This window comes from Brevundimonas sp. FG128 (assembly GCF_057809775.1).
Genome location: NZ_JBMDKP010000005.1, coordinates 44,393 through 65,023 on the forward strand (window position 1 = coordinate 44,393; position 20,631 = coordinate 65,023).

Below are 20,631 nucleotides of genomic sequence, written 5' to 3' on the forward strand. Positions count from 1 at the left end.
GGGATCGTGTCCAGCGGCGCTGAATCAAATCGGCCTGCGTCACCTGCATTTGCCAGGCCGACTGAGGCGAAACAATCGTCAGCCGGCTAACCCTCTGCCGTTTCCGCGCCGGCGCGGATGCCGATGGCGTCTAACCTGACAGCGTTCTCATGCGTCCTCATCCGGAGGCAGTTGAGGACGCATGATGGCGCCGGGGGTCTAGAACCGGTAACTCACGCCCAACTTGTATGATGCGCCATAGCGATAGTAACCCTGCGGCAGCAGGGGGTTGCCGTTGATGGAGTAGGTGTTGGCTTCGTCCAGAAGGTTCTGACCTTCGAGCGAAATGTCGACATTGTCCGTCACCTTGTAGGAAATGTGGGCCGTGACCCAGGTGATCGGATCGGCTTCTTCGTTGTAGCCTTCACCCAGGACGTTGATCGCGGTCACGAAACCATCCGTGTGGTCCGCCGACGCGCTCATCGACAGCGGCCCGCGCTCGTAGAAGAGACCCAGCGAATAGACCGACGGCGCGATGCCCTCCAGCGGTCGCTCCAGATCCCCGACATAGCTCTTGGACCAGTTGCGGGTGTATTGCGCCCGCATGCCCAGGCCGTTGTCCAGGAAGTGCTGCAGACCGACTTCGACGCCGTGCACCTCGGCCGTGTCGCCATTGATCGGGCGCTGGACGTTGAACAGATAGCCCGGCACGCCGATGTCCTGACCCGGTTCCCAGCTGGTGGTGATCTGGTCCTCGATGTCCTTCTTGAACACGGCGATGTTGAAGATCGAGTTCGGGCGGAAATAGTATTCCAGCGACGCATCATACTGCACGGCCGAATACGGCTTCAGGGCCGCGTTACCGCCGTAGATCTGGGTGAACTCGCCCCAGGATACGCTTTCGGTGGTGTTCGTCGGCGCCAGGGTCTCGACCGACGGACGGGCCATGGTCTTGGCCGCGCCCAGGCGAAGGCGCAGTTCCTCGGTGATGCGATAGTTCAGATTTATCGACGGCAGGACATAGGTGTAGTCGTTGTCCTGGGTGATGGCCGTCGGGTCATCGTACACCGCCGTATAGTTGAAGGCGCCATTCTCGATGATGTCGAGGATCTTGGCGTCCCAGGCCTGGGCGCTGGTGTTCGTCTGGACCACGCGGACGCCGATGTTGCCGCTCCAGCGCTCGCCCGACAGATTGGCCTGGACAAAGCCGGCCCAGGATTCTTCGCTGACCCGATAGCTCTGCAGCGGGTTCCACACCGGCGCAGCCGCTGCGTAGTCGTACACACCGCCGCCGGGGCGCGGCGTGCCGTCATAAGCCGCCAAGGCCGCCTGATAGCTGGCGACGTCGAAGGCCAGGAAGGTGCGCGGGAATTTCGCGTTCACCTCGCTCATGAAGTTCGGGAAGGTGAAGCTGTTCGAAATGACCCCGCCGCCGAGATCCCCGACATTGATCGCGTAGTCCCCGGAATAGTAGTCGGCGCCGCCCGTCAGAGAGTTGTTGACCAGATCCCGTGACTTTCTGCGATCCGTATAGTTGACGCCGAACTGCACATTGTCGAGCCAGCCCATCCTCGCGGTCCAACGGCCGTTGAAGGCGGCGCCGGTGATCTCGTCCTCGATATTGTCGCCTGCGAGCGAGAAGTAGTGGGTGTTGAAATCCGAATCCGTGAACTCGCCGTTGGCCAGGCCGCTGGACAGATCGCGACCGTCATCGAAATTGATGGTGACGTCGGGCACATAGGCGCCGTTCAGCGCGATTTGCGCGGTATTGGCCTGGTTCATCCGCAGCACGACATAGCTGTCCTGACCGCCCGAGTTCCGGCTGGACGTCGAGCGATAGACATCGCCGGTCAGGGTCAGGCTGTCGGTCACGTCCCACTGGGCGTTCACGCCGTAAAGCTGGGTCTCGACGACCCGGTAGGTGGTCTGGTTCAGCAGTTCCGGATTGAGGCGTTGCTCAGGATCGGGATTGGCCATGTCGAAGCTGGTGACGATGCCGTCGTTGATCACCATGTTCGACCAGCGGCCCGGCGCATACAGCGTGTAGAAGGACTGCTGGTAGCCGACCTGCGGCGAATCGAGCTTGGTCGACAGGCCATCCACGACCAGGCGGAAGTTGTCGGCCGGTCGCCATTCCAGCTTCGCCGTATAGGCGGTCCGTTTCTTCTCTTCGAGGATCGAACCCACGCGGAACTGGCCAGGACCGATGAGGCCGTACTCTTCGACGTCCAGTTCGCCGTTGCCGTTCGGGTCGATATTGCCGCCCCAGGCGTTGCCCCACAGCCAGCTTTCGTCCGTCGGATCCGGGTTACGGGTCCAGCCGCCGTCATTGCCGGCGACGTCAGAACGGTCGTCGCGCCGTTCGCTCACGACCCCGAGGATCAGGCCGAAGGTGTCGTCGAAGAAGGTGTTGCTGTAGACGGCCGACAGTTTGCTGCCGTCCAACTCGGACATCTGGTTGCGGTCGCCCTCGACGCGGATGATGCCGTGCTGGCCGCGTTGGTCGAAGGGGCTGGCGGAGCGCAGGTTGATCAGGCCGCCGATCGCGCCTTCCGTGTTCGCCGCTTCGGCGCCCTTGATGACATCGGCGCCGCTGATAACGTCGGAAGGCAGGACATCGTACGCGAAGTCGCGTCCGGCGCCGTCGGTCGCCAGGATGCGGCCGTTGAAGGTCGACAGCGTGTATTCAGGGCCCAATCCCCGAACGCTGACGCTCTGCCCCTCGCCGCCAGCCGTGCGTGAAATCGACACGCCGGTGATGTGGCTCAGCGAGTCGGCGACGTTGTCGTCCGGAAACATGCCCAGTTCGAGCGCGCTGATGGAATCCTGCACCGTGCCGGATTCGCGCTTCAGACCCACCGCGCGGGCGATGCTTCCCCGCGTCCCCACGACGACGATCTCATCGACCTGCTGGGCCTGGTCAGCCGTTGTTTCGGTTTCGTCAGCGTCGGCTGACTGGGCGCGAGCCGTGCCGACGGACAACAAGGCTGCGAAACCGACGCCCGCTAGAGCGGCTGTTCGAAGTGATAGACGACGTGACATTGCGATCCCCTTTGCCCGCATGATCGACGAACGCCGCTTGAACTGCCGAGGCTTCGGTTCAGTCAAGAAAACGCTACAAAAGGGAACTACGGTTTCGCGAAACTGTCAAATAGATAGGTAACGAAACTTTTTGACACGAACATCCGCAGAGCGGACTTGCCCTTTGCCGTCCGGCAAATATCTTGCTCAAGGGTCGCATGCCTCGCCTGAGCCGACCCGGAACCAGCGGCGAAATGGGTCAGAAGAGGCTGGAATTGAGGCCTACCCACATCTCTCGACCTCGTCACTTCATGACGTCGGCGGTCCAGGTCCAGGCCCAGACAATCGAGATGCGAGGGCCCGATCAGGCGGCGACGGCGATGTCGAGCGATGCGCCGTCGAGACGCGCCGCATAGATGGCGGCGCCGATGGCCGGGCTGTAGCGCGGCGAAATGATCCTGTAGTCCGGCGAACAGGCCGAAAGGCGCTGCCTGAAGGGATCAAGAATCAGCTCGCCGCTCTGGAACACCCCGCCAGAGTAGGACAGGTTTACGGGCTCTCCGGGCCGATACTCCAGCCGCTGTCGGATCGTGTCGACGATCTGGGCCAGGGCTTCGCCCGCGTCGACGAAGATGCGACGGGCGGCGTCGTCGCCCTGGACCGCCGCGCGCGCGACCAGCCTCGAAATGGCGGCTATCCGGTCACGTTGGGGCGCGCTCCTGCAATAGATGTGGGCGCACAGATCCAGGTCGTTCGTTAGGGCGAACTCCTGCACCAGCAGATCATGCAGGGGTCCGCGCGACAGGCGCCCATCCGACATGCGCGAGAAGGCGTTCAGCCCCTGGATGGCGATCCAGTAGGCTGAGCCCTCGTCCGAGAACAGTTCGCCCCATCCGCCGCCGCGAGCGGACAGGCCCTGGCGCTCGCCGTATCCGATGGAGCCGGTGCCGGCGACGATATTGATCCCGTCCTCGCCGGCGAGCGAGCCGGCCCAGCCGCAGATCATGTCGTTGCCGCAGGCATAGCGGCGATGCCCAAGCAAGGCCTCTGGAATGACGTCCAGAACGGGCTGGATCTGTGAATCCTCGCCATGGGCGGGCAATCCGAAGAAGGCGTAGATAACCTCATCCGCCGACGCCCCTGCCTGCCGCAGCACCGAATGGACGCCGTCGTGGAGCAGAACGTGGAGCTTCTCGACGCCGATATCGACGTGATAGCTGGAACCGCCCTCGTGTCGGGCAAGCTCGCGGCCGGCGCGGTCAACCAGCACGAAGGCGGTCTTGGTGCCGCCGCCGTCCACGCCCAGATAACACCCGTCAGACAGGCTCACTCTCCCTGCCCCCGCATCAGCTCAACTCGTGAATCCGCACGCCTTGCACGACCCGATTCACAGTGCCGGACGTGTTGGGCTTGTCGGGGTTCAAATTCAGCTGCAGGGACTCGAAGAAGGCCAGCATCTGGGGCGCCACGATATAGGGGAACAGCAGGTCCACATCGTCCGAGGCCGTCAGGCCCTGTACGCTGATCTGGTCCTGCTCGGACAATCCCACACCCTCCTGGGCCGTTATGGCGATGACGCGGGCGGCGTCGTTGTCGCGGCGCAGCTCATCCAAAAGGTCCATGTCGTAGCTGCGAGTGTAGGCGTCATTCGAGAAGAAGACGACGATCAGCGTACGATCGTTCACGATCGTCTTGGGACCATGGCGGAATCCCAGAGGTGAATCGAACATCGTCACTAGCGCGCCGTTGGTGAGCTCCAGCAGCTTCAGCCCCGATTCCCTGGCCAGACCCTTGAAGATGTGGCTGCCCAGATAGACGACGCGCTGATAGCCCTCCGCTGCGGCGGACTGCATCACCGAGGTATAGTTCGCGATCACCGCCTGGGTGGCGCGCGCGATGGCCTCGACCCGTGCGTCCATGACGGCGAGGCCGCTGAACACCGCCAGGGCGGCGTACATCATGCACGAGAAGCTCGACGTCATGGCGAAGCTGCGGTCGTGCGTCGCCTCGGGGAGTTGCACGGTCAGGCCACGCGGCCCTTGACCATAGGCGGCCAAGGCGCCTTCGGCGTTGCAGGTGATCACCAGATGACTCAGGCTCTTCACCAGGCGGTCCGCGAGCTCAATCGCCGCTACGCTTTCCGGGCTGTTGCCGGAGCGGCCGAACGACACGAGCAGGGTCGGCGTCTCGGCCTCGAAATAGAGATGGGGGGCGCAGACCAGGTCCGTCGTCGCGATGGCCTCGACCCGCCTGCCCAGACGCGCCGACAGCACCGGCGCCAGGCATTCGCCGGCGAAGGCCGAAGTTCCCGCGCCCGTGAGTATGATGCGAAGTCCAGGCATGGCCAAAAGCGGATCCAGAAACGCCTCGATCTCGGCGCGCCGGGCCATCAACAGTTTCTGGGTTTCGCGCAACATCGTCGGCTGCTGCACAATCTCGCGCGCGGTCCACAGGCCGCCCAGCCGCTCCAGTTCGGATTCCTCGAAACCCAATTGGGTGACGTCAGACATGAGCAAACTCCGGCTCGGGGGTGCAGGCGATCCGATAGGCTTCCAGGGTCGCGCCAATATGGGCGATCACCAGATTGGTCGGATTTGAGGGCAGCGCGGCCTCGCGCAGGGCGGCGTTGGCCGCCGGCAGATATTGGCTGATCAGAGCCATCGGCGGCGGATTGTCCGTCAGATTGGCGAACATCCGATCCTGGGCGGCCACGATGGACGGGTCCGGCCAGTAATAGCGTATCCGGTCGGACAGGCTGTACTGCAGATCGAACTCCAGGTCCGCCCGGGCGGAATGGTAGTATTTGGCCCAGTTGCGCGGATCGGCCTTCATTCTCTCGATGGCGATAGGGCGGAATCGCGACGCGCGCGCCTCGCCGATCCACTCGCGTTCGATGGCGTCCAGCGCCCACAGCGCCTCACGCAGGGCGAAGGTCACGCCCGGCCCGACCTTGAGGATGGCGAAATGATCTTCGACCAGGGCCTTGAGCGCTCCGGCGGTTTGGTAATCGGTCGAATGCGCCTCGAAAACGATGTGCGACTGGCCGTCCAGCGCAGCGCTCAGATCGACCGCCTTGGCGCGCTCGTAGTCGATGACCTTGTGATGATCGAACTCGACGCCCGGCTGGACGACAACGCCGATGACCCGCGACCAGGCCTCCACCAGGCCCTCGGCCGCGAAGATGATGCGGTGTGCCTCGATCGTCGCCAGCGCCGCTTCGGGCGTGGTGACTTCCAACTCGGGCAGGTCTTCGGCAGCCCCGCCGGGCACCGGCACCTCGGTGCCGATGACATAGACGCAGGCCTCGCCGCCGACGCGCGCCTGCGTCGCCTCGGCGATCTTGATCAACCGCGCGGCGCGGCGAGCGATCGTGTCTTCCGGCAGCGGCGTCGGATCGTCGGCGCACGACATGGAGCAGTCCGCATGGATCTTGCGGAAACCGGCGGCCACATACTGCTCGATCAACACTTCCGCCTTCGCCATCGCCTCTTCGGCAGGCAGGCCGGTCCACGGATTGGGCCCCAGGTGATCGCCGCCCAGAAGCACGCGATCGACCGGCAGACCCGTGTCACGCGCGATGGCGTGCACGAAGTCGCGGAACCTGTCCGGCGTCATGCCGGTGTAGCCGCCGTCCTGGTTGACCTGGTTGCAGGTCGCCTCGATCAGCAGCACGTCCAGCCCGGTATCGAGCGCGTGAACGCACGCGGCTTCGATGACCAGCGGATGCGCCGAGCATACGGAATAGATGCCACAAGCCTGCCCGGACTTGTGCCGGGCGACGAGGTCGCGCATCGCCTTCATGGGAAATCCTTTCGGTAACAGGTTTCCACTCTACTAGAGTCCACCTTAAACGCAACCAAAGCAATGAAACCGAAACTTCACGGCGCGTTTCAAACACCATGCAAAGGGAACTTGGTCCCTCCGACGCCGACGCCGAACTAGGCGGCGGTGGCCAGAAGCGCCGCAGCGATGAAGGCCAGCGCCAGACCGACCATCTTAAGTTCGCCCGGCATCACGCCGACGATCAGCAGCGAAATCACGGCGGTGACCAGCGGTCCGCCAGCGTTGGTGAGCGGAGAGACCACGATCGCCTTGCCGTGCCGGAAGGCATAGACCAGGAAAAGTGCGCCCACGGCGTTCAGCATCTGGATTACCGCCGCCAGCCACGGTCCGTCCCAGCCCCAGTTGATGGGCTTGGCGAAGTCCGTCATCGCGAGAGCCGCCGGGGTCAGCAGCAAACCGCTGAGCATCATGTAGAAGAAGATGCTCTCGGCGCTCATGTGGTTGTTGGCCAGCTTCATGAAGTAGGCCTGCACGCCCCAGCAGGCCATGATGATCAAGGCCAGCGGAAACCACGTCGACCCTTGTGTGAACGAAAAGCCCTGCGGCGAGAAGTCGAACAGAGGCAGGGCGACCAGCGCCAGCGCCACACCCAGCGCCCCCAGCCGCGACGTGCGCTCCTTCAGCAGCAGCAACGACAGCAGGATGGTGATCAGCGGCGACAGAGAGATGATCGGGAAGATCAGATAGGCCGGACCCGTCGTCACCGCATAGAACAGGATCATCTGCCCGCCAGCGCCGGTCAGGCCGATCAGCAGACCAAACAGGATCGACTTGGGATCGCGATCCAGCTTCCACTTCTCGCGCTGCATGACGACCACCGCCGGCAGGATCATGGTGACGGCCCAGACGCAGTAGACCAGCGTTTCGGGGAAGCCGCGCTGGGCGGAGATGCCCGCGAACGCCCCCCACACCCCCCACAGGCCGACCGTCAGGAAGGCGAACAGCAGCCAGCGACGCGAAGTGACGGCGGGCGTGATGGGAGAGGTCGCAGGAGTGTCGGTCACGCGCGTGCGCCTTGCATGGGAACGGCCTCGATCAACAGGAACCGCTGGAACCGGGCGGGAATACGCGTGGCCTCCGCCGTCACCGTACCCAGGTCCGCACCGTTGAAATAATCGGTCAGGCGATAGCCGCCCTCACCCAGGCCGCGCAGCTCGACCTGCCCATCCCATTCCGGCGCGTAGAAGGCATAGTACAGTCGGCCGTCCTTCTCGACGGCGTGGGCTTCCGGCTTGTCGAAGCCGATGTCGTACAGCTCGCCCAGGTAATGGCCCTTGGGCAGCATCTTGGCGTTGTAGATATCCGCCCACTTGCGCCACACCGCCTCGCGTTCGGCGGTCAGTCGGAAGTTCGCGTCCTTGCCCCTGCCCTCGTTCGGCCAGGTGAACTTGGTCGAGATGACCGCCCCGATGCCGACGGACGACGCGAAGTCGTCGCCGCCGTCGCTCAGTTCGACATGGTCTCCGGCATAGGCGGCGTCGCGCCCCATCAGCGCCTTCAGCGACTTGCCCTTCAAGCGCACCTGCCAGGACGACAACGGATCCGACGATGGGACCTGGTTGGTGTAGGGCAGATTGTGGAAGGCGTACGAGGTGCCGCAGGGGCAAAACTCGACGACGGCTTCAGGATTGGCTTCGCGCGCCGTGTCGTAGACCATCTTCCAGAAGTCCTGGAGCTTTTCGACCGACTCCTCTGGGCGCGCATGGTTGTGGGCCGGGTTGTGACAGGGGGCGACGCCGTTCATGTGCTGGCCGTCCAGCTTCAGCCCTTCATAGCCCCACTCGCCGATGATCTTGCGGATCAGCGCCTGGGTGTAGTCCCGCGTCGGCTGGTAGGCGGGGCACAGGTAGAAGGCGTTCCACCAGGTCACGTCTTGGACCGCGCCGTTCTCGTCCAGCAGCAGCATGTCGGTGTGGTCGTGCAGCAGGTCCGCCCCCGGATCGACCGCCAGGGGCGCCAGCCACAGCCGGGGCTTCAGCCCGGCCGCGCGGATGTTGCGGGCAAAGGCGATCATGTCCGCCTCTGTGCGGAACTTGCGAGGGTCCAGCGCCCAGTCGCCCTCGTTGGTCTGCCAGCCGTCGTCCAGCACGGCCCATTTGAAGCCCAGATCCTTGACCTTGGCGTAGGTGCCTGCGATTTCGGCGACGGTGAAGTTCCGATCGTAGCCCCAGGCGCACCAGATCGCCTCATACGATCCTTCCGGCGCCTTGGGCGCCGCCAGGCCGCGGTCCGCCATCACCCGACGATAGGCGTCGAGCGTCGCGTAATAGTCGCGCCGGTGAACGGTGACGAAGGCGTCGAGCGAGCTCATGGCGTCGCCGGGGCTCAACGTCACGGCCCGCGCCTCTTCCAGAGCCACGGACGCGCCCACCGCCGAAGCGATGATCGGCAGCGAGATCAGCTTCGGCGTCAGCTCGATATGGCCGACGGCGATGCCGGCGTCCGGCCGCCAGACATCGGCCACCGGCGTACCCGACCCATAGTCGGAGGCGTTCATGCCCATGAAATTGGCCTGCTCGAAGCCATCCTTCACCGGCTGGACCCAGTCTCGGCGATCGGCGTGCGTCGAGCCGGACCAGGACCAGAAGCCGGCGCCGGAAGACTTCAGCGTATGGGCGCCGACACGATAGCTCTTGATGTTCAGCGGCTTGCCGCGCGTGTGGCTCCACTTGACCTTCACCAAGGGGAAACCGGGGTAGCGGTCGTAGAAGCTCAGGCTGACGGTTTTCTCCAGACCTTCGGCGGAGACGCCGCGCACCACGTGACGGACGCCCTCGCCGTGGGCGTCGCGGATCGCGGCCCTGCTGTGTTCAACGAAGGGGAAGGTGTCGATGGTTCGGTCGTCTTCCAGCGTCACCGTTTCCGACGCGGCGAATTCGGTGAGGGCCGAGCCCTGCCCGCCGACGCCGGCGATCAGCCGACTATTCAACGCCGAGTCGAACTCGATCGTCAGGGCGTCGTCTCCAGCGCGCGCCACCACCGGGCCGGCCCAGGCGCGGCTCCCGGTCGCGCCCGTCGCCAGGACGGTTCCACCCATCAGGGCCAGCAGGCCACGGCGGTGAAGCAGGGGTCTTGTCGTCATCATCGCACCCTCATTTGACGATCAGCCTGGAAATAGCCTTGCATAGCCCTCTTTCCAAAGGCAAACAAAAAGACGCACAACGAAACATAGGCGTTTGTTTGGTGTCTGATGCTTCGGGTTCTGGGATGGAGACCGTCATGACGTTCAACGTGCGTTGGCCCCTCGCTGCGGCCGCAACACTCGCCTGCGCGGCGCTATCCGCCTGCGCCAACCCGGGGGACGGGACCTATGCCGTCTCGGACTTCGCCGGCGTGCGAAAGATCGACGCTCACGTTCACGTCAATGTCGCGGACGACGCCTTTTTGGACCAGGCGGCTGCCGACAACTTCGAAATCTTGTCGATCAATGTCGACTATCCGGCCTTCCCTTCGATCCGGGATCAGGCCGAGGTGGCGCACCACTATGCCGAGGCGAACCCTCAGCGCTTCCACTACGCCACCACCTTCTCGATGGACGGGTTCGGCCAGGCGGGATGGGCGGCGCGGACCAACCGCCAGATCGACGCCGAGGTCCGTCGCGGGGCTGTGGCGGTGAAGGTGTGGAAGAACATCGGCATGGTCGAGCGGGACGCCGAAGGTGACCTGATCTTCATTGACGACGCGGGTTTCAATCCGGTCTTCGGCCACCTTGCCGCGACCGGCCTGCCGCTGATCGCGCACCAGGGCGAGCCCTATAATTGCTGGCTACCGCTCGATCAGATGACGACAAAGAACGACCGGCTCTACTTTAGCGCCCACCCCGAATATCACATGCACCTCCACCCGGAGATGCCGAGCTATCAGGACCTGATGGGCCGACGAGACGCGATGGTCGCGCGCAATCCGACCCTGAACTTCGTCGGCGCGCACATGGCCAGCCTGGAATGGAGCGTCGACGAGGCGGCGAAATTCCTCGACGCCCATCCAAACGCCGTCATCGAACTGGCCGCCCGCATGGCTCAGATCCAGCACCAGTCCGTCCGTGACTATCGCAAGGTCCGGGACTTCTTCGTCAAATACCAGGACCGCATCCTCTACGGCACGGACCTGACGCTCAATCCGGGCGAGGACGCCCAGGCGTTCCGGCAATCGGCGCACGACGTCTGGACGCGGGACTGGACCTATCTGGCCACCGCGCAGACGCAGCGGGTGGATGACATCGACGCTGATGCGCAAGGCCTGGCCCTGCCCCGGTCGGTGATCGACAAGATCTATTACGCCAACGCCCAGCGTGAATTCTTCGCCCAGTCTGGCCGCTGATCGGGAGAAAGATCATGACCCTGCGCGCCCTGCTGACTTCCGTCGCCGTCTGCGGTCTTCTGGGGCTGGCCCAGCCGACGCTCGCCCAGCCGACGCTCGCACAGACCGATCCTCTCGCCGCCACCGGCGAATGGTCCATCCCCGAGCGGTCTCAGGCGCGCACGCCGCCGATGGGATGGAATTCCTGGAACGCTTTTCGAACAGATGTGGACGAGGCCAAGGTCCTGGGCGCGGCCAAGGCCATGATCGACAGCGGCCTGTCCGATCTGGGCTATAATTACGTAAACATCGACGACGGCTGGTGGCTGAACCGCCGGACGTCGGATGGAAGGCTTGAAATTCGCACGGCCATCTTCCCATCGGCGGAGATCGAAGGACGGGATACCAGTTTCCGGCCCTTCACCGACACCCTGCACGCCATGGGTTTGAAGGCCGGCATCTACACTGACATTGGGCGCAACGCCTGCTCCCAGGCCTACGACCTGCATTCGCCGAACTTGCCGCAAGGCACGACGGCGGAACGCGAAGTGGGTCTTCACGGCCACGTCGATCAGGACATCGCCCTCTATTTCCACGAATGGGGCTTCGACTACATCAAGGTCGACGCCTGCGGCATCAATGTCTACGGCCCCGAAAACCCTCTCGTCGCCGAGCAAGCCTATACGCCCGTGCCGCCCCTCATCGACCAGGCCTCGATCAACCGCACCGACGTGGCCGCTGTTCGAGACCTATATGAGCAGGTCGCCGAAGCCCTGATCCGACACAATCCGGACGGGGACTATATTCTGGCCATCTGCAACTGGGGCTCGGCCAATGTGCGGTCTTGGGGCAAGGACGTTGGACATCTTTGGCGCACCAGCGGCGACATCACCCCGACCTGGACGCGTATGCTGCATAATTTTGACAGCGCCTCGACGCGCGCGCTCTACGCCAAGCCGGGCGCCTGGAACGACCCCGACATCCTTTTCGTCGGCCACGGCGATTTCGACCAAGACCACCTGACCGAAGCCCGATCTCACTTTGTCCTTTGGGTCATGATCAACGCGCCGCTGTTGATCAGCTACGACCTGCGCCAGGCGCCGCAGAGCCTGATGGACATCTGGGGCAATGCCGATCTCGTACGGCTCAACCAGGATCCGGGCGGCCACCAGGGCGTCATCGCCTATGCGTCGGACGACGTGCAGATCATCGTCAAGACGCTATCGACCGGCGACAAGGCCGTGGCCCTGTTCAACCGCGGCCTCGCCGAGACGGAAGTGACCCTGACGGCGGCCCAGCTGAAGTTCGCCGCCGGCGCGCCCATCCAGATGCGGGATCTCTGGGCCAAGACGACGTCGACCTTTACGGACGAGACGCGCTTCACCCTCGCCCCCCGCCAGACCCTTGTCTTCCGGGCGGTGAGCCAGCGCCAGCTCGCCGACGGGGTCTATCTCTCCGAGATCCCGGGCGATGTGAACGTGGCCGTAGACGGCGTCGTCGTACCAGAGCCCGATCCTGTCGTGCACCGCATGCGCAACGCCTGGGGCGAGACCCGTGGATCAGGCGAGCGGCCGACCTATGCCGGCTGGGGCGGGGCTCAGGCCGACGCCACCCCCTATGACGAAGCCCTGACGATCGCGGGCCAAAGCTTTGACACCGGCCTTGGCGTACTGACCAATTCGCGCCTGGAAGTGCGCAATGCCGGCTACACGCGGTTTCAGGCCAGCGTCGGGGTGGACGACTCCACCCGCAACACCCACGACGCCGTGCGTTTCGCCGTCTATGGCGACGGCCGGCTCCTCGCCGAAAGCGCGCCTATGCGCTTCGGCGAGGAGCCCGTTGCGCTGTCCGCCGACATCAGCGGCGTGCGCCTCGTGGAGATCGTCGCTCTCTCGGAGACCCTAACCAGCGACCGGCCGCTCGTCGTGACCTGGGGCGACGCGGCCCTAAGACGCTGAAACGCAGAGACACTGAAACGCAGAGACGTAGAGACGCCAAGGCGTCCTTGCCGGCGCCTCAGCCCTTGAGAAGCTTGAACTTCAGCCGATCAGCCGCCTCGTCCATATAGGCCGGGGCGCCGGTGTCGGTCACCAGGACGTCGAGGTCGGCCACGTCGATGATGCGATGCAGGCAGATCTTGCCGAACTTGGAGGCGTCGGTGACGGCGATGACCTCGCGCGCGGTCTCGACCATACGGCGGTTCAGTTGCGCCTCGGGCTCATGGTGGGTGGTGACGCCACGCTCGATGTCGAGCCCGTCCACGCCCAGGAACAACTTGTCCAGCAAAAGGTCGTCGAGGGCCGCGACGGTCTGGGCCCCGTAGAAGGCCATGTTGCGCCGACGCAGTTCGCCGCCCAGCATAACGATCTTTATCTTTCGCTTCTGAGCCAGCACCGTCAGGATGTCGAAGTCGTTGGTGACGACGGTCAGGTCCTCGTCGTCCGGCAGGAAGCGCGCGATTTGCAGGGTGGTCGTGCCGGAGTCCAGCATGATGGACTCGCCGGGCCCGACCAGGCCTGCCGCCATTTTACCCACCCGTTCCTTGGCTTCGGTATGGCTCACCCGTTTGATCTCGATGGCCGGCTCGACGGGCGCGTTCACCACCTCGGTGCTGATCGCGCCGCCATAGGCGCGAGTTGCGACGCCCCTTTCCTCGAGATAGTGCAGATCCTTGCGGATGGTCTGCATGGAAACGTTGAACATGTCCGACAGGGCGGCAACCTGAACGCTGCCGCGGGTTCGGATCATGGTCGTGATTTCACGCCGACGCTCTGAAGTATCGCGCGAGATTGCGCGGGACCCGTCCGCCATGCTCTGCGTCTCCCAAGACGGCGAAATGCCGTCCTCTTGCATAAACTGTTTTCCCTTTGCCTACAAAACGAAAGCCGAGCCTCTCTTACCCTGCTCGCTAAGTCGCCAACGCGCCAACTTGCGGATGGGGCCGAAGGGCATCGAGGCCAAATTTGCTGTCGATTGACTGGTCGTTTCGCCGAGTTCCACGGCGATTGCGCCACGTGCGTTACACTCCGCCAACCGTAGTCCGTGGCAACCGCGTCCAGGCCGCGATCGCCTGAGCCCGCGCGCGCTTTCTACGACTCGATCATGTCGTGCACCTTTACCGCCAGATCGGCCATAACAAAGGGTTTGGTCATCACCTCCATGCCGGGCGCCAACAGACCGTTGCCGACCGCCGCGTTCTCGGCGTAGCCGGTGATGAACAATACCTTGAGCTCGGGACGGGTCTCGCGCGCCGCGTCGGCAACCTGCCGGCCGTTCATGCCCCCGGGCAGACCGACATCGGAGATCAGCAAGTCGATCCGCCGGCCGGACCACAGAATGTCGAGCCCTGCAGGGCCGTCCGGGGCCTCCATCACCCGATAACCGGCCTCGCCCAGGACCTCGGCGACCAGCATGCGGACGGTCTGATCGTCGTCAATTACCAGCACGGTCTCTCCATGCCCGCCTTCAACCACCGCCTGGTCCAGTATTGTATCTTGGCCGTCGATCTCTCCCATGTAACGCGGGAGATACAGGCACATCGTCGTGCCCTCCCCAACCTCGGAATACACCCGGACCTGGCCGCCGGACTGACGTACGAAGCCGTGGATCATGGACAGGCCCAAGCCCGTACCCTGGCCCATGGGTTTGGTGGTGAAGAAGGGATCGAACACCTGGGCCTGAATCTCGGGCGTCATGCCGGTTCCGGTATCCGTCACACACAGGGAAACGTACTGGCCCGGCGGCAACTCCCGATCGCGAGAGGCACGATCATCCAGCCATTTGTTCGAGGTCTCGATAGTAAGCCGCCCGCCGTCGGGCGCCATGGCGTCTCGCGCGTTGATGCACAGGTTCAGAAGCGCATTCTCCAGTTGCGACGGATCGACCCGCGTCCCCCACAGGCCGCCGGCGCCAACGACCTCCAGCTCCACGTCGGGCCCGATACTGCGCCGGATGAGGTCGTCCATGCCGTGGACCAGGCGATTCACATCGACCGGCTTCGGGTCCAGCGTCTGACGGCGCGAGAACGCCAGTAGCCTCTGGGTCAGGGAGGCGGCCCTCTGGGCTGCGCCCTGAGCCGCGTCGATATAACGCTCCATGCCATTCAGCCGTCCTTCCGACAGCCGCTTGGACAGGAGTTCCAGGCTGCCCGAAATGCCGGCCAGCAGATTGTTGAAGTCGTGGGCGATGCCACCGGTCAGCTGGCCCACCGCCTCCATCTTCTGGCTCTGCCGCAGACTCTCATGAACAGCCTGCAATTCTCGGGTGCGATCCTCGACCCTGGCTTCCAGGGTGGTGTTCAGTTCACGCAGCGCGGCCTCGGCCCGGGCGCGCTCCACGTGGGCCCACGACCGCTCGGTGACCTCGCGGATGGTGTCCAGCTCCTCTTCGCTCCAGGCGTGCGCGCCCCGATGATGCACGGCCATCAGCGCCGTCAGCCGTCCTCCTTTGACCAAGGGCATGCAGACCGTCGCGCCGATCCCGATCGCCTGGAAGGCTGCGGCCTCTTCGGGCGAGATTTCAGTCAGGTTGTCGTTGATGACCAGCGGCCGGCGCGCGCCCAACGCCTGCACCGCCAGCGTGCCGAAGTCGGCCAGGCTGTAATGGCCGACGATGCTGGCCATGCCCGGCTCGGCCCAGTCGTCACGTATGGTTAAGCCATCCTGGTCGGCGTCCATATCGGCATAGGCGCAGTTGGCCACCTTCAGGTACTCGGCCGTCATCCGGGTGGTGACAGCCAGGACCTCGTCCGCCCCGGCGACTTTGGCGACCTCAAGGTTGAGCGCGTCCAGAAAGCGCAGTCGCTCGGCGTTGCGGCGCAGGGCGACGGTGGCGCGGGCGCGCTCGGTGGCCGTGCGTACCCGCTCGGCCACCTCCCGCACCAGGGCGAGGTCATTGTCTGTCCAATGGCGGGGCGCTGCGTTGTTGACGAACAGAAGGGCGACGACCCGGCCCTGTTCGATCAGCGGCAGGTTGATCAGGGCCCTCGCGCTGATGCGGTCCAGCGCCGCGCCGCCGTCGGTGACGCGGGGATCGGCGCCGCCATCGTCGAACACTACCACATCGCCCCGCGCCAGGTCCTCGATATAGTCTCCGAAATCGCGGAAATGGATCACGCCGGCCAGGCTTTTGACGCCCGGTGCATTGTAGTCACGCTCGATCGTCACCGTTTCGGCGACGGTGTCCATCACGCCATAGCCGACGCGGCTGACCTTCAGGGCCTCGGCCAGGATCCGCGCGGACGCTTGGGCGATCTCGGCCGGGTCGGTCAGATCGCGGATGGCGTCGTTCAACTCCAGCAAGACCTGCTGGCGCACCTCGGCCACCTTCCGGTCCGTGATGTCGTTGAATAGGATGGCGGCCCGGCGCGCCTCCGGTTCTCCGATACGCATCGCCTGTACGTCGTACCAACGACCAAAACTGTCTGCGGGGTTCTCGAACCGCGCCGGCTGGCCGGTCAGCGCCACTTGGCCGTAGAGGTCGAACCAGTGCTGCTCCAGGCCGGGCGCGACCTCGGATACCCATTTGCCGTTAGCGCCGATCAGGCCGGTCAACTGCTCGAAGGCGGGATTACCCTCGACAATTCTGTAATCGACCGCCCGCCCGTCGGCATCGAACTTCATTTCGATGATGCACAGGCCCGTGGTGCTTTGGCCGAACAGGGTGCGGTAGCGCTCCTCGCTGTCGCGCAGGGCGTCCATCATGCGCCGGCGCTCGGTCACATCGAAGGTGACCCCGGAGAAGCGTTCAGCCCCGCCTTCGGGCGACAAGATCGCCCGGCCCTGGGCCGTCACCCAGCGCACATCGCCGCTCGGCTGGATCAGCCGGTACTCCGACCCGAACACCTCGCCGGAGCGAAGCGCCTCGGCGATCTCGGCCTGAACGCGTTCAGCATCATCTGAATGCAGGGCGCCAAAAAAATCGACGATGGGTGCGCCAGCCCGCGCCTTGTCCGGATCGACACCGTACAGGCGAGCGAAGCGGTCGTCCGCTGTGACGCGGTCTGTAGGCACATCCCAGTCCCACGCGCCGATCCCGCCCCCGGCGGACAACGCCAATTGGAGCCGCTCTGCCGCCAGGTCCCGCTGTCGCCCTGCTTCCACCCGCTCCGAGGTCTCGACGACAGTAGCGATGACGCCGGCCGGCTGCCCGTCCTCGCCAGGCACGGGCCAGTAGTCCAGATCCATCCAGACCTGTTCGGGCCGTCCGTGACGATACAAGATGAGTTCCTGGTCCTTGTAGGAAAGGACGCCGCCGGCCAAGCCGACCTTCATGACGTTGTCATTGAAGTCCGCGACCTCGGGCCAGCCCTCGCGAACATTGGAGCCTAGGAGCTGCGGATGCCGGCCGCCGGCGAAAACCGCATAGCCGTCATTGTATAGCATCACCCCTTCGCCTCCCCACAACAAGACGATGGGGACTGGCGCGGCGACCAGCAGGCCGGTCGCCGTCTTCAGGCTCTGCGCCCAGGTGTCGATCGGCCCGAGAGGGGTTAAGGCCCAGTCATGTTCCCGAATCCGGCGAGCCATTTCGCCCCTTGCGGACAAAAGGAAATCATCCGGCGCCTCGCTTCCGGCGTCGTGGACGACCTGCTTTTCCCGGTCTTTCAAACCCGTGCTCCCCACAATCGCCTTAGCGAATCCGTCGTTAACGCAACGGCGCAGCAAAAGGCTTCACGGCAAAGCATCTTCTTCGATGGCGCGCGATCCCAAGCGCAAACTGACTAGAGAGCTGCGGGCCTGCCGCACGCGAGACGCATGCGTCACTGGGCGGCCCCGCTAACGCGCAAGCATCACAAATTAGGCTGCCCAGTGCACCGTCAGAGAAGCAGACATTGGAAGAATGCCCACAGGCGGACAAACTACGCCCTCCCGGTCCCACAAGCGCAAATCCCATTCATTGAGAGGCTGCCGGAAACACGACATTCTGTATGGCATTCAATGCGCCACCGCAGTTCCGAGTGGGCCGGGCGGCCACGGTCTGAAGTCGGCGCCGCTGGGCTGCTGAAACAGACGAAGGCCGAACTCGGGCAGGATCGCAAGCAGGTGGTCGAAGATATCGGCCTGGATGGCCTCGTACTCCGCCCAGGCCACCGTTGTGGTGAAACAATAGATCTCGAGCGGCAGCCCCGCCTCGGTGGGTTGCAGATGGCGCACCAACAACGTCATGTCCTGGCGGATGCGTGGATGGGTCTCGAGGTAATGCTGCACATAGGCGCGGAAGGCGCCGATATTTGTGGAGCGGCGCATATTCACCGGATCGCGCCCCGTCTCGACCAGTTTGGCGTTCCAGGCGGCCATCTCATCGGCTTTCACGGCCAAGTAGTCGTCGATCAACAAAAAGCGGCGCATCCGTTCGCGCGCCTCCTGGCTCAGGAAGCCCACGCTGGTCTGGTCGATCAGCAGGGCGCGCTTGATACGCCGTCCGCCGCTTTCCTGCATCCCACGCCAGTTCTTGTAAGACTCATTGATCAGCCGCCACGTTGGAATCGTGGTGATGGTCTTATCCCAGTTTTGAACCTTGACCGTGTGCAGAGCGATGTCGATGACGTCGCCATCGGCGCTGACCTGGGGCATCTCAATCCAGTCGCCGACGCGCAGCATATCGTTGGAATTCAGCTGGACCGAGGCCACCAGCGACAGGATCGTATCCTTGAACACCAGCATCAAGACCGCCGCCAGGGCGCCCAGTCCCGACAACAGCAACAACGGAGAGCGGTCGATCAGGGCGGCGATCACCAGGATGCTGGCGATCGCATAGATGACGATCTTCAGCACCTGCAGATAGCCCTTGATGCTGCGTCGATGAGCGCCGGGGGACCGTGAATAGAGGGCGTTGGCCACCTCAAGGGCCGCGCCGATCGCCATCGCCACCGCCACGACCATGAAGGCGCTGGCGACGTTCTGGACCAAGGTTATGACGCCGGGCGGAAGATTCGGCACGCCCACGATGCCGCGATGCAAGACTATGGCGGGAACGACGCGCGAGACGTTGTGAACCACGGGCCGAAGCAGCACATCGAGGTCGCGAACCGCCCGTCCCGCCAAACCCAACGCCAAGCGGGTCAAAATGCGGCGGATTATGAAGTCCGCCATGAAGGCGACGAGGACAAGAAGACAGAGCCCGATCAGCATCTCCGCGATCGGGAACTCCGCCAAGCGATCACGCATGGCGACAAAATCAAACATAGCCAAGCCTAGGCGGAGCCGCCGCGAATTTGAACCCGGGCGCGTCAATCGGCGTCAGCTGATGGGGGTACTCTCAGAAAGCGGCCGGCCGTGACGGCGAGCCTCCCGTTACACCAAGAAACCTCATGCTACTCGTCGTCCACATTCCTCGAATGGCGCTTAGGTGCAAAGCGACCTCTCCTCGGCCGCGTACGGCTTGGTCGGCAACGCGTCGGACCGGGCATGGGCTCCGGGCCTGCCATAGGGACTGTCAAAGCCTCTTGGCCCAACGCTCGCAGTTGGCAAGGTGTCTGTCGTTAGGGCGGGCGCACTCTTCCTGCAGGAGACACGCCGGAATGTTGGGGGTATTTCTCAGCTCTTGCCGACTTGTCGTTTAGCGGGGGGCGGGGTGGCGGACAGAGAGGGATTCGAACCCTCGGTAGGCTTTCACCTACACACGCTTTCCAAGCGTGCGCGATCGACCACTCCGCCACCTGTCCGTTCCACGCCACGTCGTGCGCGCCGCCGGAGGTCGGTCCGGCGGGAGGCGGGCCTGATAGAACACCACGGCCCCCTCGGCAAGCGCCCTCGACGTCCCCATATGGACGTCAAAGCCATTTTCCTTCGAAGGAGCCCCCGATGTTGTTAAAGAAGAGCGCCGAACTGCCCACCGCCGAGACCGCCCTGCCCGGCCGCGCCGAGCCTCTGGCGACCGACGAGGTCCATTTCGTCAACGGCCGCCCGCTGAAGGGGCCGCACCCCGAAGGGTTCGAGACCGCCCTGTTCGGCATGGGCTGTTTCTGGGGCGTGGAGCGCATCTTCTGGAGCCTGCCGGGCGTGTGGGTGACCTCCGTCGGCTATTCCGGCGGGATCACGCCCAATCCCACCTATGAGGAGACCTGCACGGGCCGCACCGGCCATGCCGAGGTGGTGCAGGTGGTGTTCAATCCCAAAGAGATTTCCTACGCGGAGCTGCTGAAAGCCTTCTGGGAGAATCACGACCCGACCCAGGGCATGCGTCAGGGCAACGACATCGGCACCACCTATCGCTCGGCCATCTACACGCTGAACGCTGATCAACAGCGCGAGGCCGAGGCGTCGCGCGACGCCTATCAAGCGGCCCTGACAAAGGCGGGACGCGGCGTGATCACCACCGAGATCGAACCCGCCGACATCTATTATTTCGCCGAGGACTATCACCAGGGTTATTTGGCCAAGAACCCGGCCGGATACTGCGGCATCGGCGGAACGGGCGTGGTCTGTCCGATCGGCGTCGGCGTCGAGGCCTGATCACGAATGGCGCGGCCGGCTTTCGCACCGGCCG

12 protein-coding genes and 1 tRNA gene are annotated in these 20,631 nt (G+C 64.2%); 3 read left to right on the plus strand and 10 right to left on the minus strand.

Translation table 11 applies throughout. The annotated features are described in order from the left end of the window. Window positions 1-198 precede the first annotated feature (198 nt). From ACODSC_RS13570 to ACODSC_RS13595, 6 genes are all read right to left on the minus strand, one after another. Window positions 199-2,964 (minus strand): TonB-dependent receptor, encoded by a 2,766-nt coding sequence (locus ACODSC_RS13570; protein ID WP_488814517.1) that lies wholly within the window; start codon window positions 2,962-2,964, stop codon window positions 199-201. Window positions 2,965-3,364: 400 nt separating this feature from the next. Next, window positions 3,365-4,330: a BadF/BadG/BcrA/BcrD ATPase family protein gene (locus tag ACODSC_RS13575; RefSeq protein WP_488814518.1), complete on the minus strand. Its 966-nt coding sequence runs from the start codon at window positions 4,328-4,330 to the stop codon at window positions 3,365-3,367. Between the two features lie 16 nt (window positions 4,331-4,346). After that, window positions 4,347-5,510: an SIS domain-containing protein gene (locus ACODSC_RS13580; RefSeq protein WP_488814520.1), complete on the minus strand. Its 1,164-nt coding sequence runs from the start codon at window positions 5,508-5,510 to the stop codon at window positions 4,347-4,349. After that, on the minus strand, window positions 5,503-6,801 hold the full coding sequence (locus ACODSC_RS13585; protein WP_488814522.1) for a D-tagatose-bisphosphate aldolase, class II, non-catalytic subunit: 1,299 nt from the start codon (window positions 6,799-6,801) through the stop codon (window positions 5,503-5,505). The genes ACODSC_RS13580 and ACODSC_RS13585 overlap by 8 nt, the downstream gene beginning before the upstream one ends. A 137-nt stretch (window positions 6,802-6,938) precedes the next feature. After that, entirely contained in the window at window positions 6,939-7,847 is a 909-nt protein-coding gene (locus ACODSC_RS13590; RefSeq protein ID WP_488814523.1) for an EamA family transporter, read from the minus strand. Then, window positions 7,844-9,928 (minus strand): glycoside hydrolase family 36 protein, encoded by a 2,085-nt coding sequence (locus ACODSC_RS13595; RefSeq protein WP_488814524.1) that lies wholly within the window; start codon window positions 9,926-9,928, stop codon window positions 7,844-7,846. The genes ACODSC_RS13590 and ACODSC_RS13595 overlap by 4 nt, the downstream gene beginning before the upstream one ends. Window positions 9,929-10,062: 134 nt before the next feature. Here ACODSC_RS13595 and ACODSC_RS13600 point away from each other — a divergent pair, with 134 nt between their 5' ends. Further along, window positions 10,063-11,163 carry an amidohydrolase family protein gene (locus ACODSC_RS13600; protein ID WP_488814525.1) on the plus strand — a complete coding sequence of 367 codons (1,101 nt, stop codon included), beginning with the start codon at window positions 10,063-10,065 and terminating at the stop codon, window positions 11,161-11,163. A 14-nt stretch (window positions 11,164-11,177) separates the two neighbouring features. Continuing rightward, window positions 11,178-13,100 (plus strand): NPCBM/NEW2 domain-containing protein, encoded by a 1,923-nt coding sequence (locus ACODSC_RS13605; RefSeq protein ID WP_488814526.1) that lies wholly within the window; start codon window positions 11,178-11,180, stop codon window positions 13,098-13,100. A gap of 58 nt (window positions 13,101-13,158) precedes the next feature. On the opposite strand, the gene agaR is transcribed toward ACODSC_RS13605, so the two are convergent. The 4 genes from agaR to ACODSC_RS13625 form a co-directional block, all read right to left on the minus strand. Continuing rightward, window positions 13,159-13,995, minus strand: a complete 837-nt coding sequence (agaR, locus tag ACODSC_RS13610) for a transcriptional repressor AgaR (RefSeq protein WP_488814527.1) — start codon at window positions 13,993-13,995, stop codon at window positions 13,159-13,161. A gap of 236 nt (window positions 13,996-14,231) precedes the next feature. Next, window positions 14,232-17,807, minus strand: coding sequence for a GAF domain-containing protein (locus tag ACODSC_RS13615; protein ID WP_488814528.1), 3,576 nt, complete (start codon window positions 17,805-17,807; stop codon window positions 14,232-14,234). Window positions 17,808-18,077: 270 nt separating this feature from the next. Then, entirely contained in the window at window positions 18,078-19,376 is a 1,299-nt protein-coding gene (locus ACODSC_RS13620; RefSeq protein WP_488814529.1) for a mechanosensitive ion channel family protein, read from the minus strand. 341 nt (window positions 19,377-19,717) lie between these two features. Then, window positions 19,718-19,807: transfer RNA gene (locus ACODSC_RS13625), tRNA-Ser, on the minus strand. Window positions 19,808-19,946: 139 nt separating this feature from the next. Between ACODSC_RS13625 and msrA the strand changes: the two genes are divergently transcribed. Then, complete coding sequence (gene msrA / locus ACODSC_RS13630; RefSeq protein WP_488814530.1) at window positions 19,947-20,597, plus strand: peptide-methionine (S)-S-oxide reductase MsrA; 651 nt, start codon at window positions 19,947-19,949, stop codon at window positions 20,595-20,597. Window positions 20,598-20,631: the final 34 nt, after the last annotated feature.